We start from the raw sequence: 25,535 nt of genomic DNA, 5'->3' as shown, positions 1-25,535 counted from the left end.
GTGTGACAATCGACATCAACTTTGACTGACACACCGCTTTCGCGAGCAAGCCCGCTCCCACAGAGGATCCTCAGCGCAGAAATAACGCCACAAGGCACCCGAAAGGTGCCTTTTGCATATCCGTCAGCGGCAATCCTGCTTTGCCCTGTGTCACTCAACGCACTCAGTCTGATAACGTGCGTCTATCGATTGCAGCCGGTATGCTTGGCTCGCAACTTCATGGACGCTTGCTATGACTCTTACAGAATTACGCTACATCGTTACCCTCGCCCAAGAGCAGCACTTCGGCCACGCGGCCGAGCGTTGCCATGTCAGCCAGCCGACCCTGTCGGTGGGCGTGAAAAAGCTTGAAGACGAACTCGGTGTGCTGATTTTCGAGCGCAGCAAGAGTGCCGTGCGCCTGACTCCGGTCGGGGAAGGCATTGTCGCCCAGGCGCAGAAAGTGCTGGAACAGGCCCAAGGCATCCGCGAACTGGCCCAGGCCGGCAAGAACCAGCTGACCGCACCGCTGAAAGTCGGCGCCATCTACACCGTCGGCCCGTACCTGTTTCCACACCTGATTCCACAACTGCACCGGGTCGCCCCGCAGATGCCGTTGTACATCGAAGAAAACTTCACCCACGTGCTGCGCGACAAACTGCGCAACGGCGAGCTCGACGCGATCATCATCGCCCTGCCGTTCAACGAAGCCGACGTGCTGACCCTGCAGCTCTACGACGAGCCGTTCTACGTCCTGATGCCGGCCCAGCACCCGTGGACCCAAAAAGAATCCATCGACGCCGCCCTGCTCAACGACAAGAGCCTGCTGCTGCTCGGTGAAGGCCACTGTTTCCGCGATCAAGTGCTGGAAGCCTGCCCGACCCTGGCCAAAGGCAACGACGGCGCCAAGCACACCACGGTGGAATCCAGTTCCCTGGAAACCATCCGCCACATGGTTGCGTCCGGCCTCGGCATCTCGATCCTGCCGCTGTCGGCAGTCGACAGCCATCACTACGCCCCCGGCGTGATCGAAGTGCGCCCACTGACGCCGCCGGTACCGTTCCGCACCGTGGCCATCGCCTGGCGCGCGAGCTTCCCGCGGCCAAAGGCGATTGAAATCCTCGCTGACTCCATTCGCCTGTGCTCGGTGGCCAAGCCGCAAGCACCGGTGGTTGCGGCCTAAGTCGCTGCCATGACCGAGTTGTCGCAAGTGTCGGTGACGGCACTCAAAGGTGTCGGCGAGGCCATGGCCGAGAAGCTGGCCAAGGTCGGCCTGGAGAATCTCCAGGACGTGCTTTTTCACCTGCCGCTGCGCTATCAGGACCGCACGCGCGTGGTCCCGATCGGCCATTTGCGACCCGGGCAAGACGCCGTGATCGAAGGCACCGTCAGCGGCGCCGATGTGGTCATGGGCCGTCGCAGAAGCCTGGTGGTGCGCCTGCAGGACGGCACTGGCGGGCTCAGTCTGCGTTTCTATCACTTCAGCAACGCCCAGAAAGAAGGTCTCAAACGCGGCACGCGCATTCGTTGCTACGGCGAAGCACGGCCCGGCGCGTCGGGGCTGGAGATCTACCACCCGGAATACCGCGCCATCACCGGCGACGAGCCGCCGCCAGTGGACGAAACCCTGACCCCGGTTTACCCGCTCACTGAAGGCCTGACCCAACAGCGCTTGCGCCAGTTGTGCATGCAGACCCTGACGATGCTCGGCCCCACCAGCCTGCCCGACTGGTTGCCGAACGAACTGGCGCGGGACTATCAATTGGCGCCGCTGGCCGATGCGATCCGCTACCTGCACCACCCGCCGGCCGATGCCGATGTCGACGAACTCGCCCTCGGTCATCACTGGGCGCAGCACCGTTTGGCTTTCGAAGAACTGCTGACCCATCAACTGTCCCAGCAGCGCCTGCGCGAGAGCATGCGCTCCCTGCGCGCGCCAGCGATGCCGAAAGCCACCCGGCTGCCGGCTCAATATCTGGCCAACCTCGGTTTCACTCCGACCGGCGCTCAGCAACGGGTCGGCAACGAAATCGCCTACGACCTGAGCCTGCACGAGCCGATGCTGCGGTTGATTCAGGGCGACGTCGGCGCGGGTAAAACCGTGGTCGCTGCCCTCGCCGCACTCCAGGCCTTGGAGGCCGGTTATCAAGTGGCGCTGATGGCGCCCACCGAAATCCTCGCCGAGCAGCACTTCATCACCTTCAAACGCTGGCTCGAACCACTGGGCATCGAAGTCGCGTGGCTGGCCGGCAAGCTCAAAGGCAAGAACCGCGTGGCCGCGCTGGAGCAGATTGCCAACGGCACACCGATGGTGGTCGGCACCCACGCGCTGTTTCAGGACGAAGTGCAGTTCAAAAACCTCGCACTGGCGATCATCGACGAACAGCACCGCTTCGGCGTGCAGCAACGGCTGGCATTGCGGCAGAAAGGTGTCGGTGGGCGGATGTGTCCGCATCAGCTGATCATGACCGCGACACCGATTCCCCGGACGCTGGCCATGAGCGCCTACGCCGACCTCGACACCTCGATCCTCGACGAACTGCCGCCCGGCCGGACCCCGGTCAACACCGTGTTGATCACCGATACCCGGCGCGTCGAGGTCATCGAGCGGGTGCGCGGCGCCTGTGCCGAAGGGCGTCAGGCCTATTGGGTGTGCACGCTGATTGAAGAGTCGGAAGAGCTGACCTGCCAGGCCGCCGAAACCACTTACGAAGACCTCACCGCCGCCCTCGGCGAGCTGAAGGTCGGGTTGATCCACGGTCGCATGAAGCCCGTCGAAAAAGCCGCGGTCATGGCCGAATTCAAGGCCGGCAACCTGCAACTGCTGGTCGCCACCACGGTGATTGAAGTCGGCGTCGACGTGCCCAACGCCAGCCTGATGATCATCGAAAACCCGGAACGCCTCGGGCTTGCGCAATTGCACCAGTTGCGCGGTCGTGTGGGTCGGGGCAGCGCGGCCAGTCATTGCGTGCTGCTTTACCATCCGCCGCTGTCACAGATCGGTCGTCAGCGTTTGGGCATCATGCGCGAAACCAACGACGGGTTTGTCATCGCCGAAAAAGACCTCGAACTGCGCGGCCCCGGCGAAATGCTCGGTACGCGTCAGACCGGCCTGCTGCAATTCAAGGTCGCTGACCTGATGCGCGACGCCGATCTGCTGCCCGCCGTGCGCGACGCCGCCCAGGCGCTGCTGGAACGCTGGCCGGATCACGTCAGCCCGTTGCTCGACCGCTGGCTACGTCATGGGCAGCAATACGGCCAAGTGTGAGCACCGTCGCAGTTTCTGAACCACCGTTCTGAGCAAGCTGGTTATACTCCTGCCATTGTTTTAAAACGGATACAGACCATGACCGAAGTTGCCCTCGCACCCGCCACCCCGCACGCTCCGTCGGTTATTCGGCTGATGCTGGGCAAACTGGGTATCGCCTACGAAGATGTCCTCGACCACCACGGCCTGAACGCCGCACGCAAAGTGCAGGCCGTTCTGCTCGATGACGCCGTGGGCACGCTCATGGTGCTGTTCCCGCAGAACCAATTGCTGGACCTCAATAGCCTCGCCGAACTGACCGGCCGCCGCCTCACCGCCGTGTCGACCGAGCGGCTGGTAAAAATGCTCGGCAAACACAACCTGAGCCTGCTGCCCGGCATGCCGGCGCTCACCAGCACACCGTGCCTGTATGAAGAAAGCCTGCTGCGCGAGCCGAAGTTGCTGATCAACTCGGGCGAGCCGGGCGTGTTGCTGGAGATCACCAGCGAAGACTTCAAGAGCATGCTGACCAAGGCCAGCGCCGCCAACTTCGGCGAAGCGCTGACCAGCATTCGCCCGAACCTCGACCGCCCCCACGATGACCGCGAGGAAATCACCCAGGCCGTTCAAGCGTTCACCGCGCGGCGCATCCAGCAGCGCCTGGAAGAGACCATCGAGATTCCGCCGCTGGCCGAGACCGCGCAAAAGATCATCAAGCTGCGTGTTGACCCCAACGCTACCATCGACGACATCACCGGCGTCGTCGAAACCGACCCGGCCCTGGCCGCACAAGTCGTGAGCTGGGCAGCGTCGCCGTACTACGCGTCGCCGGGCAAGATTCGCTCAGTGGAAGACGCCATCGTGCGGGTGCTGGGTTTCGACCTGGTGATCAACCTCGCGCTGGGCCTGGCCTTGGGCAAAACCCTGAGCCTGCCAAAAGACCATCCGCAACACACCACGCCGTACTGGCAGCAATCGATCTACACCGCTGCCGTCATCGAAGGCCTGACCCGCGCCATGCCGCGCGCCCAGCGCCCGGAAGCCGGCCTGACCTACCTCGCCGGCCTGCTGCACAACTTCGGCTACTTGCTGCTGGCCCACGTGTTCCCGCCGCACTTCTCGCTGATCTGCCGCCACCTGGAGGTCAACCCGCACCTGTGCCACAGCTACGTCGAGCAACACTTGCTGGGCATCAGCCGTGAACAGATCGGCTCGTGGCTGATGCGCTACTGGGACATGCCCGAAGAGCTGGCCACCGCGCTGCGCTTCCAGCACGACCCGAGCTACGACGGCGATTACGCCGAGTACCCGAACCTCGTGTGCCTGGCGGTGCGTTTGCTGCGTAGCCGCGGGATTGGGTCTGGGCCGGATGAAGACATCCCGGACGCCTTGCTGGAGCGTGTGGGACTGACGCGTGACAAAGCCAACGACGTCGTCAGCAAAGTGCTTGAGGCTGAAGTGTTGCTGCGCGAACTGGCTTCGCAATTCACACAGGCCTAAAAAAACCCGCTCCCACACTCGGTCAAATGTGGGAGCGGGCTTGCTCGCGAAGAATCCCCCGCCGATCTACCTGATTCACCAAACGCCCCTGTAGGAGTGAGCCTGCTCGCGATGAATCCAACTCGGTATCTCTGAATCACCACACCCCCTGTGGTGAGGGGATTTATCCCCGTTCGACTGCGCAGCAGTCGCAAACCCAACCAACACGGTACGCCTGATACAACCCAGTCTCTGGCTTCAGGGCCGCTTCGCAGCCCAACGGGGCGGTGCGACGCTTCGCCAAGCCCCCTCGCCACAGGGTTAATCATCAACCTCAAGCCTTGGCTTTAGCCTTCCTCGGCTTCAAATACTTGGTCAACCCCTGGAACCAGATCACCAACGCCGGGTTGCCCTTGATCTGAATCGACTTGTCCTGAATCCCCGTCATAAACGCCAACTGCTTGTTCTTCGCCTGCATCGTGGCAAAGCCATACGCCGCGTCTTTAAAGGCAATCGCAAACGCAGGTTCGGCATACACGCCGGATTTGCTGGTGATGCGCTGATCCTTCACAAAGAAATGCCGCGCCACTTTCCCGTCCAGGGTCTGTAATTGGAATACAAGCTCCTTGTCACCCAACTGCTGCTGAAACGCAGGATTAGTCCGACTGGCCTTACCCATCAACAAACCCAGCATCCACAGAAGAAAACGAAATTTCATGCGCACAGCCTCAAGAGAAAAATGAACGGCCGGCGCAGTGTAGCGGCTTCAGACGATAACGACACTATTGGCTTGTGTTTGCAGAAGATGATGCAGTTTTTGGCGTCAATGACTGCCAAGTCACGCTTTTCAACTGACGAAGCAACGCCTATTTAGCCCACGATCAACGATTGATGGGCAACTGAAAATGCATGCGCTGCCCACAGAACTCCAGATCTTCTCGAAACAGACCGAAGGCCATTTCACAGTGGCCATCCACGTAATGCTGCCAAATCGGGTCAACCAACGCCTCGCCTCCCAACCGTTCTGCCGCTGCCTCCAGCGTCATGGCGTTGTCTTTGCCCACCATCCCTCCTTGAACTTCACCCAACTGCGCTGAACATCCACCAACAATTGCTTGTCGTCCGGGGACAAGCTGGCCAGCGCTTTTTTGTATTGGGCATTCAATGCCACGTCGAGTGAATCGAAAGTCTGCTGGCTGCACATCAGCAAATCAGGCGTTTCCAAACTGTCGAGATTGCAGTTGGGCTGGGCGAAAACCGTGGCCATGGCCGCAGCCAAGACCACGCCCGCGAAAATCAAAAACAGCTTCTTGCCTCCGTTCACTCCACCACTCCATTGCTACGCTCAGCCACTCGCGTGGGAATCTTCGATACCTTGCCCGCGTCGGTCATCAACGAGGCGTACCGCTTGTAAGCCTGTGCCGCCAGCGCTTTATTGTTCAGGCCCCAGTAACTGTCTGCGAGGTTCAGATAGGCCACGGTGCGGGTGGGGTTTCTGGTAACTACCGCGTTCAACAGCTCAGCGGACTCTGCGTAATAGCCGGTTTCACCGAATAGAAACCCCAGGTCGTTGGACCAGCCCGGCGATTGGGCGAAGTCATACTTTTGCGCGATGTAGCTGTCCGGATAACAGTGACCGCTGCCTCCATCCATCAGGAAATTCGCCATCACCGTCGAAACGGCCTCGGTCTGCCCTTTTCGATACAGCCCCAACGCCTTGTCGAGCTGTTCCGCGACGTCAGTCATCATCAATTTTTTGTAATCGCTGGCAGCTTTAATGCGCAAGTCAGACAACCGCTCAAACACTTTGCGTCCATCGAAAGACGCCAAAGACATTTCACCGATCAGGCTTTTTGGTACTTCTTCGACACTGACAACCGAGTGATCACAGGACTCGTTGTTGACGACCTGCAATACATTTTTCAGCTCGAACTGCCTGGAGCTTTTGTTGTAGCGAAACACCAGGTTGAAGTTATAAACGGCGTTATCTTCTTCGCTGCTGACCAGCACAAGGGCGTTTCCGGCTTCGGCAGAAGACTGCTTGACCGACACGGACTCGCCTTGCATATCGATGACCTTCAGCACGCCAGCCGGGTTGTTGATTATGTTGACGCTGAAGATATCGCTCATGGCCGACGAGTATTGGCTCTTGATCAACGGCAATGCCTTGGAGGTATCCAGCAGGATGTCGTCACCGGTGCCGTGTTCAGGTGTGATCTGCAGGCGGCGGAAGTCTGCCCCAGCATCACCGGACAGCACAGACACGTTTTGACGGGATGCATCACCCAATAAACTGGCCTGTTGCTGTTTGATCACCGTTGGCTGATGGGCGCTGGAACTCGGCTGCGCGACCTCACTCGTACTCAGCGAAACTGGTTCTTTCAAGGGAAGCGCGCAGCCGGAATCACACGCCATCTTCAGAAACTCAGGCTCGTCAGTCCCCTCGAACACATAAGTTGCCGCGCCATTGCGTTGCCCGTCGCTGTACACCGGGACACTGACCGCCAACGAACCGGTGGCCGAAGATGCTGGGGGTTGATCCGCAACCGTTACCACGCTGGCTTCAACGTCCTTGCAAAAGGTGTTGATGGCGGAATCCAGAAGCCCCTGCCCCGCGCCAGCAACCAACTTCGCATTGGCCGGACGGCAGTCATAGCCATGCCAGTACGGGCCAATCTGTGTAGAGATATCCAAGGAAAAAATATAGATATGGTTCAGGACGATCTCTTTACCGTCATAGCTGAAAACCACCCAACGGTGCGATTTAGCCGAAGAGTAGTTCTCACTGTCCAGGATGTACTGCCTTCCGGATCGATACAGCGCGTTGGTAAACATCGCGCCGGTATATTCCGCGTCGTCGAACAGTCGCTTTCCTGAGCGGGCATCTAAAATATAGCCGTCTGCATTCAAGGCAATGGAACAACTGCCGGGCGTCTTGCCGTAAGGCTCACAGATCGTTGCGTGTGGAAAAACAAACTCAGCGGCGCCAGCGCCAAAACTCATTAGCGCCATCAGGAACATTGAAATCTTCAAGGTATACAGCTTCACCACTGACACCCCTTCTCGGGAGAAGACTCAATCTGCGGGTGATGCTCAAACCCATAGTGTTTCTTGCTTTTGGCATTGGTGTACGCCATGCCGTAAATCAGCGCCCCTTGACGGACCATGACATATTCGCCCGTGACTGCGCCGCCAACGACCTCGACCCACGTGGTGGTAGTGGTGGATTGAAAAGGTCGGCCGTCGGACATTGCTTCTTGCTCGGTACTTTTTAATACAAGCGGGATCGACTCTTTGGACGTCCCATACTTGACCCCCGCCCCGCTCCACTTGGCGGTCTGATCACTGTAGATCCTGAACTCCAACTTTATGTCCTTGCCTTCCTGGGATCGAAAACAGGAAATTTCCGTTTCCACGTCGCTGTGAGCGAATTTGGGGAAGGCCAACAACATCAGCATCACTACCTTTTTCAAAGACAACTCCCTTTGCCAAATCGCTTATGAATCGGTGATTTTCAACAGCCGGAATTCGTTGTTCACAAACTCGTAATAGCGAGTTCGGTCGCGGTTCTTCAGCCGTTTACCCTTCATGTCTTCTTCGGTATTGGCGGTGATGCCGGAGACGATGATCAAGTTGCTGTCGGGCTGGTAAGACAGCGTCAGCAAGTTGCCGTCGTTGGCATTGGGCTGCCCCGTCGCGACCTCGCCCGCCTGCGCGTCCAGCACCTCGACACACATCGTGCTGCCACCACAGCCCTCCCTGTGCAGAACGTAGTGCCCGGCGAAATTGACCTTGCCAGCGAGGGCTTGTGATCGCACTTCATCCATCCATTGGTTGCTGTTTTCCTGGGCGCCAGGGCGTTGTTTGGACCGGCAAACACTTCGGTGACGGTGAAGTCCGTGAAGGATGGATCGGCGGCGAAAGATAAAGAGGCTGCACCGGCCAGGATGCAGCCCCATAAAATCGGCAGTCCTTTCATGTTGTAACTCCTCAGCAAACCGATTATTCCCATTGGCAGCCTTTCTCCAAAGAGGCTTCGGTCCCCTTACTCAATTATCTCGACTCACCACTGACAGCCTGTCTCTAGTGACGCCTCCATGCTGATATCTTGATCGAACGAATACTTCTTACCGGATTTGTAATTCGTGTAGGTCATCCCATAGATCCGAGCCCCCTGACTGACCATCTCATACTCACCCGTCAGCGCCCCTTCGGAAACCTCCACCCAAGTTGTCGTGAATTCATAGGGCCGATCCTCTGCCAGGATTTCTTGCTCGGTGCTTCGATGGACTAGAGAAATGGCTTTCTTTGACTTGCTGTACTTAACTCCCGCGCCGCCCCACTTGGCGACCGAGTCGTAATAGGTTCTGAACTCAAAATTGATGCTTTTGCCTTCCTGCGATCGGAAGCAATAGACCTCCGTTGTGACTTCGCTGTGAGCCGCCAGCGGACAGAGGAGCAACAACGCAATAAAAAACACAGACAAAGATTTCAAACCGTTCATTCCTTTAGCGGTTCATGGGTAACTGAAAGCGTTCGTACGGCGCAATAGGCGGAGTGTTCACTGAACAGACGAAAAACCACGTAGCAGTGTCCGTCAGCGTTACGACCGAAAGCCTCTTACGTGCCATGGTCACTGTTGTATCCCAATGCGACGACCGGGCTCCAGTTTTTGATCTGCAACAGCCTTTCCATCAAGTGCTGCCAAACGCTTTTTAATACTCGCCGCGTCCTTGTAAGCGCATACCACGTCTACCCCCTTCTCCAGATCTCGACCGTCGCGACAGTCCTGCCATTCAGGATCTGGCGGATCACCGCGAAAAAACTTCAAAGACAACTGGTCGCCGTTTTTAATGAGCGGCAGCTCTAATACTGAATAGGAAAAGCCCTCGAAACTAATGTACGACTCTTTGCTTTTCCCCAGCACAAACATGGATTTCCCCGCCCGCTCCGGGGTCTTTCGCTCGTAGAAAAACACCGATACAACCTGCTCATCTTCCAGCTTTCACACATAGTTCAGCGTTGGCTTCGTTGCGTTAACTGGTGAGTAGAAAATTTCGGTGTCAGGAACGTGAACCTCTGTCACCTGATCTTTCAGATTGTTCTTCAAAAAGAACACCATGATCTTTTGATCGCCCACGGAAGCCACTACAGGCGGATGCAGCTCACCAATGGTTTGCGGGTCGCTTGCCGATGCCGGTTGAGTTGGTAAGCCAACCATGAGTCCGAGCACGCAGACATACCTGAAAAGCCTTTCCAATTTCAGCTACCTTCCTTGGTGATACACGAATCGAACAATTCATATCTTTGCTTGTACTTACATGGATTCAGGCGGGCCGCATTTCAGCTCTTTGATTTGCGAATCCTGAATCGGAATCACACAGGCACGACGCTCCTCACCATTGCCACGAAGCTCCGACAAGCTGAGCGTCACGTGCAACCCGTCCGCATGAAATTCAAGGTTTTCGAACCCGGCATAGGAATAACCATCCCAAAACGATTTACCGTCAAAGCTGCAGAACCGCGCAAATGACAGCACTCTCCAGCCCCCGTCAGGCGCAAGGATCTGGACGTTGAGGCAAACGCTGCCGAAGGTAGTCACATAGCGAGCCACAACATCATCGTAGCGTTGTGAGCCCGCCGTAAACACCTTGTTAAGATCGAGCAAGTCGCCCGACCTATCCGTCACGATCCCGTCCAGATAAACGGCACGCTCCAAACTCATTCTGGTAATGCAGTTATTGATCGTCGTGGCATGCGCCGCTGTACCAGGCTCGATATCCGTGGCTTCAAGCGGGCAAGTGTTGTCTCGCAACTTGATCCAGGCCCGCTGGGAATCTCTGGCAATAGCCATGAACGCTTTCCCTTGTTCCGGATCACGCTTTTGCTGAGCCTCAAATCGCGCCATCAGTTTTTTGTAGCTGGCATTGAGTTTCGCGTCGGCATCCTTGCGAGCGGTTTCGGCGCATTGATCGACTTGCGCACTTGAAGAGATCACTCTGCAATTATCGTCAGCGAACGCGAATGAAGCGGACAGAAGTCCAAAGGACAACGCGACAAGCCGGATAAACATGTTCAATTTTTCAGTCCCTGATTTACGGATCGCTCGACGACTCGCTGTGGAATTTTTTGTATCTTGCCGGCGGCACTCATCGCTTCGCGGTACTCGCTGTAATACCGCCGCGCTTCCTCTTTTCGATCAAGTCGCCACAGCGAATCAGCCATGTTCAACATCAACACCGTGCGCTTGCCGACCGCCTCAACGCCACGATAAAACTTCAGCGCAAACTCATCGTTACCGCCCTCGGCCAGGTAAAAACCCAGGTCGTTGAACGCCTGAACATTTTGCGCCGGGGGATGACACGCCATGTAGGACTCCGGACTCAAAAAGCTCAGGCTCCATTCGATGGATTCCGCACGGGACTGCGCCAGCTCGATGTCCACGACATGCCTCAACAAGTCCTTTGGGGGCTTCGTCTCCAGGGCGGGATTGAACACTTCGCCGTCGTTGGAAACCCACTGATTGCCCACCCATTTACCGACACAAAAACTGGCAGAACGCTCAGCCAGCACGCAACCGGTCTCCATCGAGATCACATCGCAATGCTGTTGCGACACCAGTTTTTCTTCATCATTCTCGACCGACAACATGCCGAAGCTCACCGGGTCGAGCAACAAGGTTTTCTTGTCAGGACTGAGCCAGTCGGAGTGCCCCTCGGCGCCAACGTCGGAGCCGAAGAGTGGGAAGGTTTTGCCGTTTGCGGTGAACCAGGCGGTCGCCGACTCCACACCGGGCATCGTCCATTTGGTCGTTCGAAACGTCACTGTGCGCCCATCGATACCAACTATTGGCGGATCTTCGGCAAAGGCACTGGCGACGACAAACAGACTACCGACCATCAACACCCACTTAAGGCTGGCCATAGACGATCCTTTTCACTGCAAGGCTTTCCGATTGCAGCTGCCTCTTCGTGATGCCATACGCTTTGCTTTCGCAAGATCAATGGCTGCAGTTCGACTCGCGCGATCTGGTGTTTGTCGCAGCAAAACAGCTGCTCGGTCCATCCAGCACACCTCACTTTTGGCAAGCTCAGACGTTGAACGGCTATGAATGGAATTTCGATAAATCCACCGAAAACGGCACGACGTCATGTCGATCGAGGCTTCGACTGGCCCTTGAACAACCGGAGATTGGCCTGTCGCATTGCCGACCATCACGGAATCTGCGGAAACGGCGTGGCCCGTATGAACAAGCGCGAACAAACCAGACAGCAACCCGTGGAGGTATCGAGGTTTCAATTCATATCCTTCGAATTCATCAGTTCCAACTCACCATCGCGATACAACACCTCATACCCCATCCACGCCGGATCAACCTGCGGTATCACCGCCGAGGGTTTGCGCAGTTCGCGCAACAACGTCGAGCCATGCGACAAGCGCCCGCCCATACGCGCAATCACCGCCCGCGCGGCTTGGTAGTGCGCGTGACGTCCGGGGTCCAGGGTGTCTTCAAGCAAAATGTCGTCCCCCAGAATGCCTTGCACCCGCCCCGGATAAATCATGAAACCCATCGCTTGTTCAGTGCCTTCACGGCCGTCCTGCCAGAAGCTGCCGTCGCGGGTTCGAATGTCTGGATGCGGTCCAAACCAGTGCGCTCGGTCGGCCATCGGCATGGCGTGGTGCAGGCGGAAGAACACTCGCATCAGGTTGTCGCGATACCACTCTCGCACTTGCAGATAGTAGCCGCGCAGACCCGGCAGGCCGGTCGAATGGGCCACGCGGATAAATCCAGCCCATTGCGGAAAAGCCTTTAACGGCAGATCGGTTGGGGCTGGGCGTGGCGTGGCCGGATCGGTTTCCCAGGGCAGTCGATGCGGACTGTTTTCGAGGTCGTCGTAAGCGGTCGGCGGTCGCCCCAGCAGGTCGCCGCCACTGCTCGCCAGCGAGGTGGCGATGCAAAGATTGCCTTGCACCACGAACACATAAAACCGGGTGAACCAGTCGGCCAGTTGCTGGCCGTCGGCACCTTGGGCAATCAGCTCGGACAGTTCTTCGTCGAAGCGGCGCAAACGCTTTTCCAACGTCAGCAAATGCCCGCGCGCGATGCGTTGCATATTTAGGAACAGTGGCAGCGAACGCATTAAACGCAGCGGTCGCCATGGCAGATGCGGGGTCGCGCCGCCGACTTCACCGGCGTAGCTACTGGCAGAGATTCCCCAGTCGGCCAATCGGGCGAGAAACAGATCGTTGTTGATGTACGACGCGCCGCCAAACACAGCGGTGAACGGCTCGTTATCCTGCAATACGCGCGAATCCCAACGCGCCATGATCGCCGGAATACTCGCCGCCGCACGTCGCTGGGCGTACTCCACCAAGCGGCTTGGTTGCGGCGGCAGGATTTCGGCGATGTTGGCGGCGGTCAGGTGCCGACGCCAGCCGTAGTCGCTGATCGGCCGGTATTGGAGCAGCCACAGTTGAGTGCCGTCCCAAGCCCATTCAACGTCGCCAGGCACGTAGTGAAAGACCCGCAAAACGTCTTGTAGAAAGCGCCACAACAGGTCAGCGGTCAAGCCGAGTGAAGGCTTGAAGGTGTCGCTGCTCCAGGAGGCGCCGAGGCGGGAAATGATTGCGCGTTCGGGACTCACCTGACCATCGGCCAGTGACTCAAGATGCCCTTCCACCCATTCCAGTTCCACCGACAGGTGACGCACGAAAGCGATGCCGGACAGCTGCGGTGTGATGAAACGCTGCACCACCACTTCTTCAACACCCGCGGCGCTCAATTCGGTAATACGAGCCGGCACGTTCGAAGTCGATTCGCGCAGGAACGTAGTGCTCAAACCCGCATTCGCCGCATCGGCCTGATCCTCGCCGTAACTGGAGGAACGCACCGCCCACGTGGCGCCCGGTTGGCTGGCGAGGAACGCCGGCAAGCGTGAATCATCGCAGTCATTGAGTGACAGCGCTGGCGGCACCGCTTGCCCGGCCAACTCGGCCAGACGCAAACGCCCGCCCTTGGTGTGGGCGACGAATCCGCACTCACCCGACTCCAGCCACGCGGCAAATTCGACGGGCGAGTCGATCCATGGGTAATGCCCCCAACCGGTTTTCAGGCTGATAGTCAGATCAGCGCGAGCCAGAATCGCCGACCATGCTGCGGCCTGCTCGATGCCCAGCACATTGTCCTGATCGCCCCAGACCAACTCGACCGGATCGGTGATCCACTCCAGCAATGGCAACGCGGTGTCCGCCCGCACCAGGTCCCAGTGCGGCACAAACGCGCGGCAGCGTGCATAGCCGGCGCCCATGCGCTCGTACTGCGCGGGCGTCCAGGCCTGGTTGGAAAACTTGTGCGCAAACAGCGTGGGCTTGTTCGACAGCAGCCAGTGAATGGTTTTGCGAATGGGCAGCGGCGACATCAACGCCGGCAGCCGTCGTTGCCACAAAAACGCCCCCACCGGCGCCAACAAAACACTGCGGCAAAAGTGCCCCGGCTGACGTTGTAGCGCATGCAACACCAGCAACGCATTCACCCCGACCGCCATGATCGCGCTGCCTTTGACGGTCGCCGTCACCAGGGCCTGAGCGTAGGCGGCAAGGTCTTCGCACGGGGCTTGAGGATTATTGCCGAAGCCTGGTAGTTCCAGTGGTACCACCTGATAGCGCTGAAAGTGCGGCAACGCGTCATCCCACCAATCGGCGGCACCACCGTTGCCGGCCAGCAGGTACATCAGGGGCTTGCTCATGGGTAGTCCTCAGGCCAGATCGCGCAGGGCAGCGTCGAGGGTCGGGTAACGGAACGTGTAACCCGCCTCGGTCAGACGGCTGGGCACTACGCGCTGACCGTCGAAGAACAACTGCGCCATTTCGCCCGCCAGTGCGCGTACCGGTGTGGCCGGAATGTGGAACCACACCGGGCGCTTCAAGACTTTGCCGACACGCTCGGCGAACACCGCCTGACTGACCGCGTCCGGCGCCACCAGGTTGTAGGTGCCGCTCAGGTTGTCGTCGGCGAATGCGCGGGCGATCACTTGAATCACATCATCGCGGTGCACCCAACTCATGATCTGTTGGCCATCGCCCATCCGCCCGCCAAACCCCAGGCGGAACGGAATCAGCAACGGCAACAACGCGCCGCCCGGGCCGAACACCACACCCAAACGCAGCACCACCTGACGCACACCCAACTCAGTGGCCGGTTGTGCGGCGGCTTCCCACTTTGCGCACAACTCAGCCATGAATCCGTCACCCTTGCTGGCGCGTTCATCAAGGCTTTCGCTGGCATCGCGCACGCCGTAAAAACCGATGGCCGAGGCCTGAACCCACAGCGCCGGTTTATGCCGGGCATTCTTCAGCCAGCTCATCAATGCTTCGGTGGTGTTGACCCGACTGGCGATCAGTTGCGCCTGGCGCTTGGCACTCCAGCGCGGACCCGCCACCGGCGCACCCGCCAGATTGATCACCACGTCGAAGGATTCGTTGTAGCCCAGTTTGCTCAAGGAACGCAGGCACCGGGCGCGACCGTCAAACAGATACGCCGCTTTCAACGGATCGCGAGCCAGCACGCTGACGGTGTGACCGGCGTCGAGCAATTGATTGACCAGCACTTCACCGATAAACCCGGTGCCACCGGTCACCAGCACGCGCTTATAAGCGCCGCCCGCGAACGGGTTCGACGGCTTGCCTTCGCGCTGCATGCGCAGCGCCGCCAATCCATCGCGAATGCCCGAGGCCGTCACGCCGACCGCGAACAGCGTCAGCAACCAGCCGCGCCAGCCGAAATCGATCGCGCTCAGGCCCGTCGGCAGACTCGCCCACTGCGCCAGTTGCACCCCGTACAAGGCAAAAAACGCCCCGCCATTCACCGCCAACACGGTGTGCATGATCCGCTCGATGGCCGGCAGTTTGCGGCTGCGATCCTCGACCACGAAATCCCACAGAGTCAGGCCGATCTCCAGTGCGAACAGCAACGCAATCACAATCGCCCATGTGCCCTGAAACGCCAGATGCGCCATGCCCAGAAACAGAATCCCGTAGAAACACGACCGCAGCGCGTGGATCGACAACTCCAGCCGAGCGCTGTGCCGATAAGGCAACGCGACGGTGAGTTCGTGGTGATAGAGGGTATCCAGCGCCCCGAGAATGGCTTGGGCAATCAGCAGCGCGACCGCCCAATCCAGGGGAGAAAAATCAGGCATGGTTGGCGTCACTCGGCGTGTTGTTTGAAGGGGCGGTGCGGCGCTCATGGCGATAGAGCCAGAACAGCGGCGGCAGCAGGGTGAGCAGCGCGAGGCTGTCGAACCACAGGTGTGACCAGACGCGAGCCTGGGCGGAGACCCACATGTCTTGCGGCGCCCAGAGCACGATGCCGGCGATTAACCAGCCCCACGCCATGGGACTTCTCAGTCGATGGCCGATGCGCACGAGGGCGAGCATGTAGAGGGAGTAGCTTTGCAGCGTGGCGCCGAATAAGGCGAGCCACCAGACTTGTTGGGCACGGGCGGCGATGGGGACGGCGTCGGTTGCCCAGAAGGCTTGTTCGATGGTTTGTAGGTAACCGTCGAGTAATCCCGAATGGCCGGCCCAGGTCAGCGCGAGGCTGACGAGCAGATGCACCAGGGCGGCGGCGTACAGCCAAACCACCAGCACAGAGCGAAGGGTATTAGAGGGGACTGACATTCCGTGTCCTGAGCGCTTCCTTGAGGGTGGCAAGTCTAAAGGAAAACGCAGGACTTAGTGATTAATCACGGAGCCCGTCTGGCCTCTGACTTTTCGAACGCAGAATCGACTAACAGCCAGCGGCATCGCCGCACTGGACCCAGCCGCGAATCTGTTTCCCCTTGGGGGTCTTGAACGTGATGTTCAGCCACCCGGCCTCGACCCCTTCCTGCAACACCGAATCGCCCTTGATCAAATACATCTTCGTCACGTCGGCTAGAACAGGTGAACTGTAAATCGGGGTCTTTTTGTTGATCGTGAGCTTCACCTCGTCCCCCGCAGCCCAGTGTTTATAGGCGGTGGAATTGAGCTTGGCGACAATGTCCTCGGCGGTTTTATACGGGAACGTGTAGATCAACTCCTCCGACTCGGGATCGTGCGCAATATCGCCGCCGTTACCGAAGTAATTCGACAGTTGTTCATCTCTGACATAAGCCGTCGCCGTACGGGCATATGCGTGAACGGTGTAGTAATCGCCCAAATAATTAACGCCCGTATCGGCTCTGATTCCAACGGCATGAATGATGATTAACTCAGGCTCCGCCCCGGGTTTAGCCGCTGCAAAGAAAGCCGCTTTGACTGCCCCCGTGGCCGCCAAAAACGGCAGCCCGGCGATGTTCTTTTTTGAACCGTCAGCACAATTGACGAAATCCATGTCGATGGCGACGTCGTCGGAGGCTTGGGATTCGTCTTCGGGCAGTTTGGCGAAGTTGAAAACGATAGACCCTGAGTCTGTCTGGAGCGCTGGGAAGGCTTCACTTTTTGGGGGGTCGCAGGTGATCGAGGAAAGGATCTTTTTCAGGCTTGAGATTTCACTTTCATAAAAGGTGTTGCACTGAGAAACAACAATGAAACCCTTCGTTGTTTCTGCTTGAAGCGTGCTGCAAATTAATCCGAATCCTTCGACACCCCCCGGGCCAGGGTAAATGACGTTTTTCATGTCCAACAGCTTCCAGCCTTGTTGCTTCATCGACGCTTTTGCTGTCGCCGCAGCGTCCGAAAACTCCATGATTCCTTCAGCGTCAGGCAGTTCGATCAACTTGTTGTAACGATGTGCATTGTCGATTCCGACTACCGCCAAAATGTCCTGCAGGTTTTTCCCGCTCACAATGACGGTAGGGAGATTGTCGAATGGGTTGGCGTAGTCAGGTTGGTGACGCGGTATCAGCTTTTGTATGTCCACGCCCCCTTCCTGAACGCAGCTTGCGACCTTCAGTTCTGTTTGAGTCACGTCGAACGGACAAGGTTGATCCTCAGCGAACGCATCCGCGCCACCCAGGAGCACGCTCAGCACAGCACTGGCCACCAGCGCCGTTGGGTAGCCGCTTATCTTCAAAAAACAATCCATGTCAATCACTCAAAAACCTTCGTTTAACCTGCTCAGGTGTCGTGTTTAAAAATGCCTGCTCATCCGCAGACATTGACTTCGACACCCTCGGACATTTCCTTCAATACGCGGGGCTGTTCATGAACTAGGCAGTCTTCGGCATCACCGATAGTCTCTGGTGGTCGCCGCAAAATCGGTGACACGGACGTGCAAGTCCGCCTCGGCATGCAATCGGTTATGGCTATTCATCGGGCGTTTTCTTATGCTCGCGAATCGTTATGGCAGCTGTGTGTGGGAGACCTCCGGGTCTGCCGGTTTACCGAGTCGGTCTTGCACACCTATGCACAGCTGCCACCTCCTTCGAAGCAAGCGAAACGGTGTTAGCTCCTAAATCTCGGTATTACTCCTATGATCAAGCCAACACCGAATCCCCCCGAACACGAAGACACATCCCCCTACGAATCCCTCGATTCCAAAAAACTCCACGAAGCCGCCGAGCGCGCCCTAGATTTACACCTCGGCACACCTGCGGATAAAAAACCTAAACGTCGCAATGGCGACCTCTTCATCGTCGCTCCCGACCTCCATACCGAAACTATCCTGGCCAACGCCTCGGAAGACCTGCTGTCCATCAGCGCCATCGCCGCCGACCTGGCCGACAGCGTAGAAGGCTCACGCCGCTCCGTCGCACTGGCACTCAGCAGAATGGCGGTCGGCGTGCATCTGTTAGTGGAGCGAGCGCTGGACCATATTGATTCGCCGGATCCGGCGGAGCATCGCGCCAACGCGAAATAGCAAACAGGGGGGGATGGGTTCAGCCTAAAAACCCATCCTGCCCCCGCTCTACGGACGACTGTCTTTCGGCCAAAAAATAGCGACTACGCCGCTTAACAAGCTCAAGACAAACAGCACCCAGGCCACGGTGAAAGCAACATCAAGGCCACTGGATATGCCTCCGCTGCCAGTCGCTCCGGCAGCGATCCCCCCCAACCCCAGCACTGCACTGAATATCGAAAGGGCTAACAACACAGCCGCCAAAATCCCCAAGGTTTTACGCATTACAGTGCTCCTTCATTCGTCGAGTCCCTCATGGACATGCTTGAGTCGAAAACCTGTGCACCGCTAGTTTGAGCGGGATGCTTTTTTCTGACGCAGAGTCTCTCATTTCGTTGCAGGATTAGTAGTCGTCATCACGTCCCGTGGGTTTCCAGTTGATGTCTTTATCGGCGTGATAGCCCTGAATAGGATGCGGTGGGAGTGGGTAGTCTTTTGCTAAATTAGGAAACCGCAGATCTGGATTTTTATATAGCTGACTAGAGATATTGCTATAAGCTTTCGCTACTCTTTCATTTTTTGCATAGCCAAATTCGCCATCCGTAAACGTATTTTCAATCAGCAGTGCGCCTTTTTTCATACCGAGAGAAGCGGCACGCTGATAGAAATGCATGGCGACAGGGTAATTTCTATCAACTATTTTGTAATATGCAGCAAGTTCATAGTTCGCTTCCGCATCATCCTGATGTGCAGCACACCGCAGATAAGACTCCCCAAGTTTAATTTTCTTTAATTCGTATATGTATATTTTGCCCAGCCTATTTTGCGCCAGTGAACTACCCATATCTCCAGCTTTTAGCAAAAACATCATGGCGTCTTTATCAGACTGAACTACACCGATACCACGCTGAGTCATCACACTCATATCATAGTAACCTAGCGGCACTTGCAACTTAACCATATCCTTATATAGATCGACAGCTTTATTAGTATCCTTATCCAATCCATCCCCACGCAGATAAAGTTCAGCCAAGTTATGCATGGCTTTCCAATGATCTTTCTCTACCGCCTGCTGATAGAGCCTAGCAACTTCAGCCCAGTTTGCAGGACGCTCTTTACTGATAGAGCGTCCCTGCTGAAACCACTGCTCCGCCTGTTGATTCAAAGGTGGGGCAGTATTCTGTTCATGGACACACTTGAATTCGTCGGCCTCAACAAGCCCACTGGCACTTAATAAACCCGCGATCAGCAACGCATTAATAATCGTCATCACGCCCCGTAGGTTTCCAGTTGATATCTTTGTCGGCGTGATAACCCTGAACCAAATTTGGTGGAAGAGGAATATCTTTGGCTAGATTGGGAAGACGAAGTTCAGGATTTTTTGATAATTGGCTCGACACTTCGTAGTACGCCTTGGCTAGCCTCTCATCCTTTTTATAAGAAAACTTACCTTCGCGAAATGTATCCTTGATTTCCATTGCGCCTTTACGCTCCCCCAAGGAAGCAGCGCGTTGATAGTAATGCATTGCCACGGGGTAATTCCTATCCACCAACTCATAGTAGTTACCCAATTCATAATTTGCCTCTGCGTCGTCCTGAAGCGCTGCGCACCGTAAATATGAAACTCCAAGCTGGTATTTTTTCAGGTTGTAAATGTACATATCTCCCAGCCTGACCTGCGCTATTGGGCTCCCCATGTCTCCGGACTTAAGCAAAAAAAGGACGGCGTCTTTTTCGGACTGCACTACTCCAACACCACGCTGGGTCATAACGCTCATATCGTAATAACCCAAGGGAACCTGTAACTTCACCATCTCCATATATAGGTCTATAGCTTTATTTGTATCCTTGACAACCCCGTCGCCGAGCAAATAAAGCTCGGCGAGATTGTGCATGGCCTTCCAATGTTTTTTCTCTACCGCTTGCTGATAGAACCGAGCAACTTCCGTCCAGTTTGCAGGGCGCTCTTTGCTGATAGAGCGTCCCCGTTGAAACCACTGCTCCGCCTGTTGATTCAAAGGCGGGGCAGTATCTTGTTCATGGACACACTTGAATTCGCCGCCCACAACAAGTCCAGTGGTACTTAATAAGCCCACAGTCAGCAATGCTTTAATAATCGTCATCACGCCCAGTAGGTTTCCAGTTGATATCTTTATCACCGTGATAGCCCTGAATAGGATGCGGTGGGAGTGGGTAGTCTTTTGCTAAATTGGGCAACCGCAGATCAGCATCACGGTAAAAGCGACTCGATATATCATCATAGACTTTCGCTAATTTGGCATTCTTCGGATAACCGTTCAGCCCTTGTTCAAAAACATTTCTTATTTCCGTTACCCCTTTTGGCTCTCCTAGAGCAGCAGCACGCTGGTAGTAGTGCATGGAAACAGGATAATTTTCATCCACAACTTCATAATACGACCCCAGTTTGTAAGCTGCATCCGCATAATCTTGCTTTTCAGCACACTTTAAATACCCAAGTCCAACAGCATATTTTTTATTATCATATATATATATATAGCCAATCCTGGTTTGAGCCTGCGGACTACCCAAATCGGCAGCCTTAACAAGAAACAACATAGCATCCTTATCGGACTGCACAACGCCTACCCCACGCTGCGTCATCACACTCATATCGTAATAACCTAGAGGGACCTTCAAATCAACCATCCGCATATAAAGATCAATAGCCTTATTGGTATCTTTCAGCACACCATCACCGCGCAAATATAACTCTGCCAGATTATGCATGGCCTTCCAGTGGTCTTTCGCCACTGCTTGCTGATACAACTTGGCGACTTCTGGCCAGTCTGGCAAACGCTCTTTACTGATAGCACGTCCCTGTTGAAACCACTGCTCCGCCTGTTGATTCAAAGGCGGAGCAGTTTCTTGTTCATGGAAGCACTTGAATTCGCCAGCCACAACAAGCCCACTGACACTTAATAAAGCAGCGGCCAACGTCGCTTTAATAATCGTCATCGCGTCCGGTGGGTTTCCAGTTGATATCTTTATCGCCGTGATAGCCCTGAACAGGGTGTGGCGGCAGTGGATAGTCCTTCGCTAAATTGGGAAAGCGCAGATCTGGATTTTTGTAAAGCTGGCTAGATATATTGCTATATGCTTTCGCCAACGTCTCATTTTTTACGTAACCGAAATCCCCATCCATAAAAGTACTTTCAATTGCCAACGCAGCTTTGCGCATACCCAATGCTGCCGCACGCTGATAATAGTGCATAGCAACAGGATAATTAGCGTCTATATTACTGTTATACGAAGCCAGCTTGTAAGTGGCATCTGAATAGCCCTGCTCATCTGCACACTTAAGGTATCTAAGCCCCAAAGAGTCTTTGTTTTTATCGTATATATAAATATACCCGATCTGTGTTTGTGCCTGTGGGTTTCCGAGATCTGCTGCCTTGATCAAAAAAAGCATAGCGTCTTTATCAGACTGCACAACCCCAACTCCCCGCTGAGTCACTACGCTCATATCGTAATAACCCAGCGGCACCTCCAACTTGATCATTTTCATGTAGAGGTCAATTGCCTTATTGGTATCTTTGCTCACTCCATCTCCACGCAAATATAACTCCGCGAGATTGTGCATCGCCTTCCAGTGGTTTTTTTCTATAGCCCGTTCATACAGTCGCGCTACTTGTGACCAATCAGGCAGACGCTCTTTACTAATAGAACGAGCGTCCTTAAACAGTTGATCCGCTTGCTGATCCAGAGGTGGAGCCGTGTTTAGCTCATGAGTACATTTAAAGTCGTCAGCCATGGCTACAGCTCCAGTTAGAGATAAAAACAAAGTGAATACTGAGTTAATCAACAGCTTTTGCATAAGGCGTCACCAAATCCCAAAACCTGACCAAATTACCAACCAGCGGTAACTGCTTCTTTTGTTTTTCCCAATTGTTCGTTACCACCCGATCCCAAGTTTCATAATCGACCGCAATATTTTCGACTAGCGTTCCTTTTTCCGTCTTAACCGCCTTCCCCGAATGCATCGCCCACAACCGCTCTCTCCAAGTCCGCGTCGTTTTCGGACTAGGCATGGCAATGTTCAATTCAGAGTCAGTCTGCAAGCTGCGTAAGTTGATATTGGCGGAGCCCAGAGTGAAAAACAGATCATCAACCAGCAGCAATTTACTGTGCACATAAATCGACTTGTACTGCGCCGTGCCCTGTTCAGGGCCAAGGTGTTCTTCGATGGCCTTATCCGTTTGCCGCTCTGTACTGGTTTTTGCGACCACCGGAGCGCCGCCGTCCTTGCAGCTGACCAGCGTGGCAACGATGATTTTGAGCCCCTTTGGCGGGATCAGTTCGGGTTCCAGTTCACGCGCCGCTGCCTGGTTGTAGTGCTTGTTGGGGTCCGTTTCGATCAGGTCGTCGGCGCGGCTGGAGTCGATGTTCTCCTTGGCCATCTGCGCTTTCACGTCTGCCAGGTCCCGATCGCGCTGAGGTGAGCTGGGACGGGCCGTCAATTCACGTTCGCGGAGGGCGAGTTGGCGCTGGTCGTATTTGAGATCGCGGTGAGCCAAGGGCATCAGCTCTCCTTGCCCGAGGGTATCCAGCGTCTCGTGAGTGGTGCTTGAGAAGTGACCGCTTTCCGGGTTGTTGGTCACCACAAACAGGTACAGGTCTTGAAGCTTGCCCGCGGCGGTGTAGTCGGCCGCGGTCTTTTTCAGGCGTTCGGCCAAGGGTTTGTAGCGGAAATACTGGTTCTCGATGTAGGCGTACTGGTGCACGTTGCCCAGTGCCTTTTCATACACTTCGAGAATGGTGGTTTCCGGCCCTTCTTCTGGCTGGGTTCTGCAGATTTGCGCAGGTTCACCGCCATTGCAGATAAGGCTCAATGGCTTGATCACTTTTCGCTGGTCGATCAACGTGCCGGTGAAGGCACGTTTTATCCAGTTGGTGCCCTTGTCCCACGCATTGCAAAAGTTGTGGTTGAGGTCGAACAGCACCGGGCCACGCACATGCAGGGAGAGGTCCTGCCAGGGTCCGAAGCCTTGGTCGCGCTTGCCAGTCTGGTCGTCGAAGGCATGCTCGGTGGTGTCCCAGTAGTTGCGTTGCAGGTTGTGCCCCATGACGAAGCCTTCGGCCGTTTGCGGGTCCATGTAGTCGATCACCAGGGTTTTCTGGTGATGGCTGGGGAACAGGCCAAGTGCGAGCATCTGAATAAAAGGCACATCCGGGGACTCGTTTTTCATCAACCGCCACAGAATGGCAAGACGCCCGTAATGGACCCGCAAGCCGTTTTCGTCGTCGTAGGTCAGTTCGCCCGCCCAGTTGAAGTCGCGCGTGCGAAATTCGATGTTGCGTGCCTCACTGCTGTGTACCCAGCGGTGCCAGTCACGCGTCTTGATCTGCTCGTTCGGGTCTTGCACTGTTCCGCCCGAATCGCTGCCCTTGGTGTAGCCGCTGTCCAGCGCATCCAGGTCAATCTGGATCTTGATCAACTTGTCACGTGCGGCGCGTCTGCCACTCTCGTCGCTTGGCGAAAGCTTGGCCAGCTTTGTCTGCTCTTCCTGCTGCTTTTGCAGGAGCTTCTGGCGTTTGGCGTCTCGCCCGCTAGTGTCCGCAGGTTGGCCCTGGGTCATGCCCGAGCCCATCGACGTTCCGCCGGAACCGTTCCAGCCTTCACCGATGACCGAGTTTTCCCCGAGCTGGGCCAGTCGGTTATTCCAGATCAGTACGCGGACTTCCACACCCTGATTAGCCTTTTTCTTGAGCAGTTCGCCGAGACTAAGACTGTCAGCTGAGCCGCGATTGAGGCGTAAACCCGGGTCAAACCCCCAACTGATGAGGTCGATACTGCGCTTGGCCTTCTGTATGCATTCATACACTTTGCCGAACGCTTCCTCCCCACACACCAGCGGAGTGACAATGTTGCCCGCCGGGCGTGGAGGGCTCAGCGGATGATTTTTGTGCGCGAACCAGTCAGCACTCAGGGTCGCTGCGCTTTCTTCAACCGAAAGCGATAATTTCTGATCGAGGTAGGTCATTCAAGTAACTCCATTTACGCCTTCGGCTCACTTTGATCTGCCCACAATTGGCGGAATACATCGCCGATATTCGCGGCTTCCAATGACGCCGCTCCCTCAGGAAAATCACGGTAGCCTTCGCGTCCCAGCCGTTCAGTACGGTGACGTGTCTGGTCGGTAGACTCTTCACTCATGTCCATGCTGAAACGATGGCCGTTGACGGTTTCCACGACATAGTTGCGGGTACCGGGAATGTGCTGAAACACCACGTTGCCCTGCTCATCACTGAAGCCTTTGCTGATCGGCGCGCCATCCGCATAAAGCTGATAGGGCTCATCGGCATAACCGGACATGTTCGGCAAAGGCGCAATGCGCAGACGCAGCTGTCCGGGAGGCGCTTCCTTCATAGGATTGGCTAACGCCTGATCCATCAAACTCCCCGCCTTATCCTTATCCGCCGCCCCTGGCAGCACCGGCGGCTTAATCCCAATCCCAGTCCCACTCCCAGCAGACCCACCGGCATTAATTTTCACCACCGGCCCAACCACCGTAATCCCGCCAGCGTCGAGTTTGATAAAGCTCCCACCCGCCTTCACGGTGAGCTCCATCCCGGCTTCGATGACAATCTTGTCCCCAGCCTTCAGATGAATCTCTTTCCCAACACTAGTCAGCTGCGCAGTCCCCAACTTCACATGCTGGTTCTGCCCAATCGTCAGGTGATCATCCAGCCGCGTTTCAACCTTGCGATCAGCAATCGTGGTGCGATGTTCTTCAGCCTTCAGCTCGGTGTAGGTGTTCTTCTCCACCGTGTCATGCCGTTCATTGCCGACCCGAATCTTCTGATCATGCTCAATGTTTTCATCCCAATCGCGCTGGGCATGAATAAAGATCTGCTCGGCACCCTTCTTGTCTTCAATCCGCAATTCATTAAACCCACCGCCCCCCGGGGAGCTGAGGGTTTTGAATACGGTGCGGGTTTTGTTCGCCGGCAGGTCGTACGGAACCTGATTTTCCTTGTGATACAGGCACC

26 protein-coding genes are annotated in these 25,535 nt (G+C 56.2%); 4 read left to right on the top strand and 22 right to left on the bottom strand.

Annotated elements, in window-relative coordinates:
* Positions 1-232 precede the first annotated feature (232 nt).
* The 3 genes from KGB03_RS26525 to KGB03_RS26515 all read left to right on the top strand — a co-directional run bounded on the left by KGB03_RS26525 (position 233) and on the right by KGB03_RS26515 (position 4,726).
* Positions 233-1,162 (top strand): hydrogen peroxide-inducible genes activator, encoded by a 930-nt coding sequence (locus KGB03_RS26525; RefSeq protein WP_008150125.1) that lies wholly within the window; start codon positions 233-235, stop codon positions 1,160-1,162.
* A gap of 9 nt (positions 1,163-1,171) precedes the next feature.
* Complete coding sequence (gene recG / locus KGB03_RS26520; protein WP_223529998.1) at positions 1,172-3,247, top strand: ATP-dependent DNA helicase RecG; 2,076 nt, start codon at positions 1,172-1,174, stop codon at positions 3,245-3,247.
* 78 nt (positions 3,248-3,325) lie between these two features.
* On the top strand, positions 3,326-4,726 hold the full coding sequence (locus KGB03_RS26515; protein ID WP_223529996.1) for an aminoacyl-tRNA deacylase and HDOD domain-containing protein: 1,401 nt from the start codon (positions 3,326-3,328) through the stop codon (positions 4,724-4,726).
* Between the two features lie 313 nt (positions 4,727-5,039).
* Here the strand turns inward: KGB03_RS26515 and KGB03_RS26510 are convergent, their stop codons facing one another.
* The 15 genes from KGB03_RS26510 to KGB03_RS26440 all read right to left on the bottom strand — a co-directional run bounded on the left by KGB03_RS26510 (position 5,040) and on the right by KGB03_RS26440 (position 17,771).
* Complete coding sequence (locus tag KGB03_RS26510) at positions 5,040-5,423, bottom strand: hypothetical protein (protein WP_038980709.1); 384 nt, start codon at positions 5,421-5,423, stop codon at positions 5,040-5,042.
* 163 nt (positions 5,424-5,586) lie between these two features.
* Positions 5,587-5,751, bottom strand: coding sequence for a hypothetical protein (locus tag KGB03_RS26505; RefSeq protein WP_223529994.1), 165 nt, complete (start codon positions 5,749-5,751; stop codon positions 5,587-5,589).
* A complete protein-coding gene (locus KGB03_RS31235; RefSeq protein ID WP_223529991.1) occupies positions 5,748-6,029 on the bottom strand; it encodes a lysozyme inhibitor LprI family protein in 282 nt (93 codons plus the stop codon). Before KGB03_RS31235 ends, KGB03_RS26505 begins: the two co-directional genes overlap by 4 nt.
* Entirely contained in the window at positions 6,026-7,753 is a 1,728-nt protein-coding gene (locus KGB03_RS26495) for a tetratricopeptide repeat protein (RefSeq protein ID WP_223529989.1), read from the bottom strand. The genes KGB03_RS31235 and KGB03_RS26495 overlap by 4 nt, the downstream gene beginning before the upstream one ends.
* Positions 7,750-8,178: a hypothetical protein gene (locus KGB03_RS26490; protein WP_223529987.1), complete on the bottom strand. Its 429-nt coding sequence runs from the start codon at positions 8,176-8,178 to the stop codon at positions 7,750-7,752. The genes KGB03_RS26495 and KGB03_RS26490 overlap by 4 nt, the downstream gene beginning before the upstream one ends.
* 24 nt (positions 8,179-8,202) lie before the next feature.
* A complete protein-coding gene (locus tag KGB03_RS26485; RefSeq protein WP_223529984.1) occupies positions 8,203-8,532 on the bottom strand; it encodes a hypothetical protein in 330 nt (109 codons plus the stop codon).
* A 236-nt stretch (positions 8,533-8,768) separates the two neighbouring features.
* On the bottom strand, positions 8,769-9,209 hold the full coding sequence (locus tag KGB03_RS26480; protein WP_134098458.1) for a hypothetical protein: 441 nt from the start codon (positions 9,207-9,209) through the stop codon (positions 8,769-8,771).
* 129 nt (positions 9,210-9,338) lie between these two features.
* Positions 9,339-9,683, bottom strand: a complete 345-nt coding sequence (locus KGB03_RS26475; RefSeq protein ID WP_223529982.1) for a hypothetical protein — start codon at positions 9,681-9,683, stop codon at positions 9,339-9,341.
* A 27-nt stretch (positions 9,684-9,710) separates the two neighbouring features.
* Complete coding sequence (locus KGB03_RS26470; protein ID WP_223529980.1) at positions 9,711-9,938, bottom strand: hypothetical protein; 228 nt, start codon at positions 9,936-9,938, stop codon at positions 9,711-9,713.
* Between the two features lie 84 nt (positions 9,939-10,022).
* Positions 10,023-10,778: a lysozyme inhibitor LprI family protein gene (locus KGB03_RS26465; RefSeq protein WP_134098738.1), complete on the bottom strand. Its 756-nt coding sequence runs from the start codon at positions 10,776-10,778 to the stop codon at positions 10,023-10,025.
* A gap of 2 nt (positions 10,779-10,780) precedes the next feature.
* Complete coding sequence (locus KGB03_RS26460) at positions 10,781-11,629, bottom strand: tetratricopeptide repeat protein (protein WP_218536585.1); 849 nt, start codon at positions 11,627-11,629, stop codon at positions 10,781-10,783.
* A 371-nt stretch (positions 11,630-12,000) separates the two neighbouring features.
* Complete coding sequence (locus KGB03_RS26455) at positions 12,001-14,451, bottom strand: alpha/beta fold hydrolase (RefSeq protein WP_223529978.1); 2,451 nt, start codon at positions 14,449-14,451, stop codon at positions 12,001-12,003.
* Positions 14,452-14,460: 9 nt separating this feature from the next.
* Positions 14,461-15,903: a TIGR01777 family oxidoreductase gene (locus KGB03_RS26450; protein WP_223529975.1), complete on the bottom strand. Its 1,443-nt coding sequence runs from the start codon at positions 15,901-15,903 to the stop codon at positions 14,461-14,463.
* Positions 15,896-16,384: a cell division protein gene (locus KGB03_RS26445; RefSeq protein WP_223529973.1), complete on the bottom strand. Its 489-nt coding sequence runs from the start codon at positions 16,382-16,384 to the stop codon at positions 15,896-15,898. Before KGB03_RS26445 ends, KGB03_RS26450 begins: the two co-directional genes overlap by 8 nt.
* A gap of 109 nt (positions 16,385-16,493) precedes the next feature.
* Positions 16,494-17,771 (bottom strand): hypothetical protein, encoded by a 1,278-nt coding sequence (locus KGB03_RS26440; RefSeq protein WP_223530002.1) that lies wholly within the window; start codon positions 17,769-17,771, stop codon positions 16,494-16,496.
* 387 nt (positions 17,772-18,158) lie between these two features.
* Here KGB03_RS26440 and KGB03_RS26435 point away from each other — a divergent pair, with 387 nt between their 5' ends.
* A complete protein-coding gene (locus KGB03_RS26435; protein WP_223529971.1) occupies positions 18,159-18,545 on the top strand; it encodes a DUF6124 family protein in 387 nt (128 codons plus the stop codon).
* 48 nt (positions 18,546-18,593) lie between these two features.
* Here the strand turns inward: KGB03_RS26435 and KGB03_RS26430 are convergent, their stop codons facing one another.
* The 7 genes from KGB03_RS26430 to KGB03_RS26400 form a co-directional block, all read right to left on the bottom strand.
* Positions 18,594-18,809: a DUF1328 domain-containing protein gene (locus tag KGB03_RS26430; protein WP_223529970.1), complete on the bottom strand. Its 216-nt coding sequence runs from the start codon at positions 18,807-18,809 to the stop codon at positions 18,594-18,596.
* Positions 18,810-18,927: 118 nt separating this feature from the next.
* Complete coding sequence (locus tag KGB03_RS26425) at positions 18,928-19,794, bottom strand: tetratricopeptide repeat protein (protein WP_223529968.1); 867 nt, start codon at positions 19,792-19,794, stop codon at positions 18,928-18,930.
* Entirely contained in the window at positions 19,781-20,647 is an 867-nt protein-coding gene (locus tag KGB03_RS26420) for a tetratricopeptide repeat protein (RefSeq protein WP_223530000.1), read from the bottom strand. Before KGB03_RS26420 ends, KGB03_RS26425 begins: the two co-directional genes overlap by 14 nt.
* Positions 20,634-21,500, bottom strand: a complete 867-nt coding sequence (locus KGB03_RS26415; protein ID WP_223529966.1) for a tetratricopeptide repeat protein — start codon at positions 21,498-21,500, stop codon at positions 20,634-20,636. Before KGB03_RS26415 ends, KGB03_RS26420 begins: the two co-directional genes overlap by 14 nt.
* Positions 21,487-22,359, bottom strand: a complete 873-nt coding sequence (locus KGB03_RS26410; protein ID WP_223529964.1) for a tetratricopeptide repeat protein — start codon at positions 22,357-22,359, stop codon at positions 21,487-21,489. Before KGB03_RS26410 ends, KGB03_RS26415 begins: the two co-directional genes overlap by 14 nt.
* Complete coding sequence (locus KGB03_RS26405; RefSeq protein WP_223530004.1) at positions 22,340-24,526, bottom strand: phospholipase D-like domain-containing protein; 2,187 nt, start codon at positions 24,524-24,526, stop codon at positions 22,340-22,342. The genes KGB03_RS26410 and KGB03_RS26405 overlap by 20 nt, the downstream gene beginning before the upstream one ends.
* A gap of 14 nt (positions 24,527-24,540) precedes the next feature.
* Positions 24,541-25,535 (bottom strand): bacteriophage T4 gp5 trimerisation domain-containing protein (locus KGB03_RS26400; RefSeq protein WP_411740369.1); only part of this gene is annotated, 995 nt, incomplete at its 5' end.

It is taken from the genome of Pseudomonas sp. BF-B-26, from assembly GCF_019956495.1.
GTDB lineage: Bacteria > Pseudomonadota > Gammaproteobacteria > Pseudomonadales > Pseudomonadaceae > Aquipseudomonas.
The sequence above is the reverse complement of the archived record's forward strand: the minus strand, read 5'-3'. Positions and strand labels throughout refer to the sequence as shown.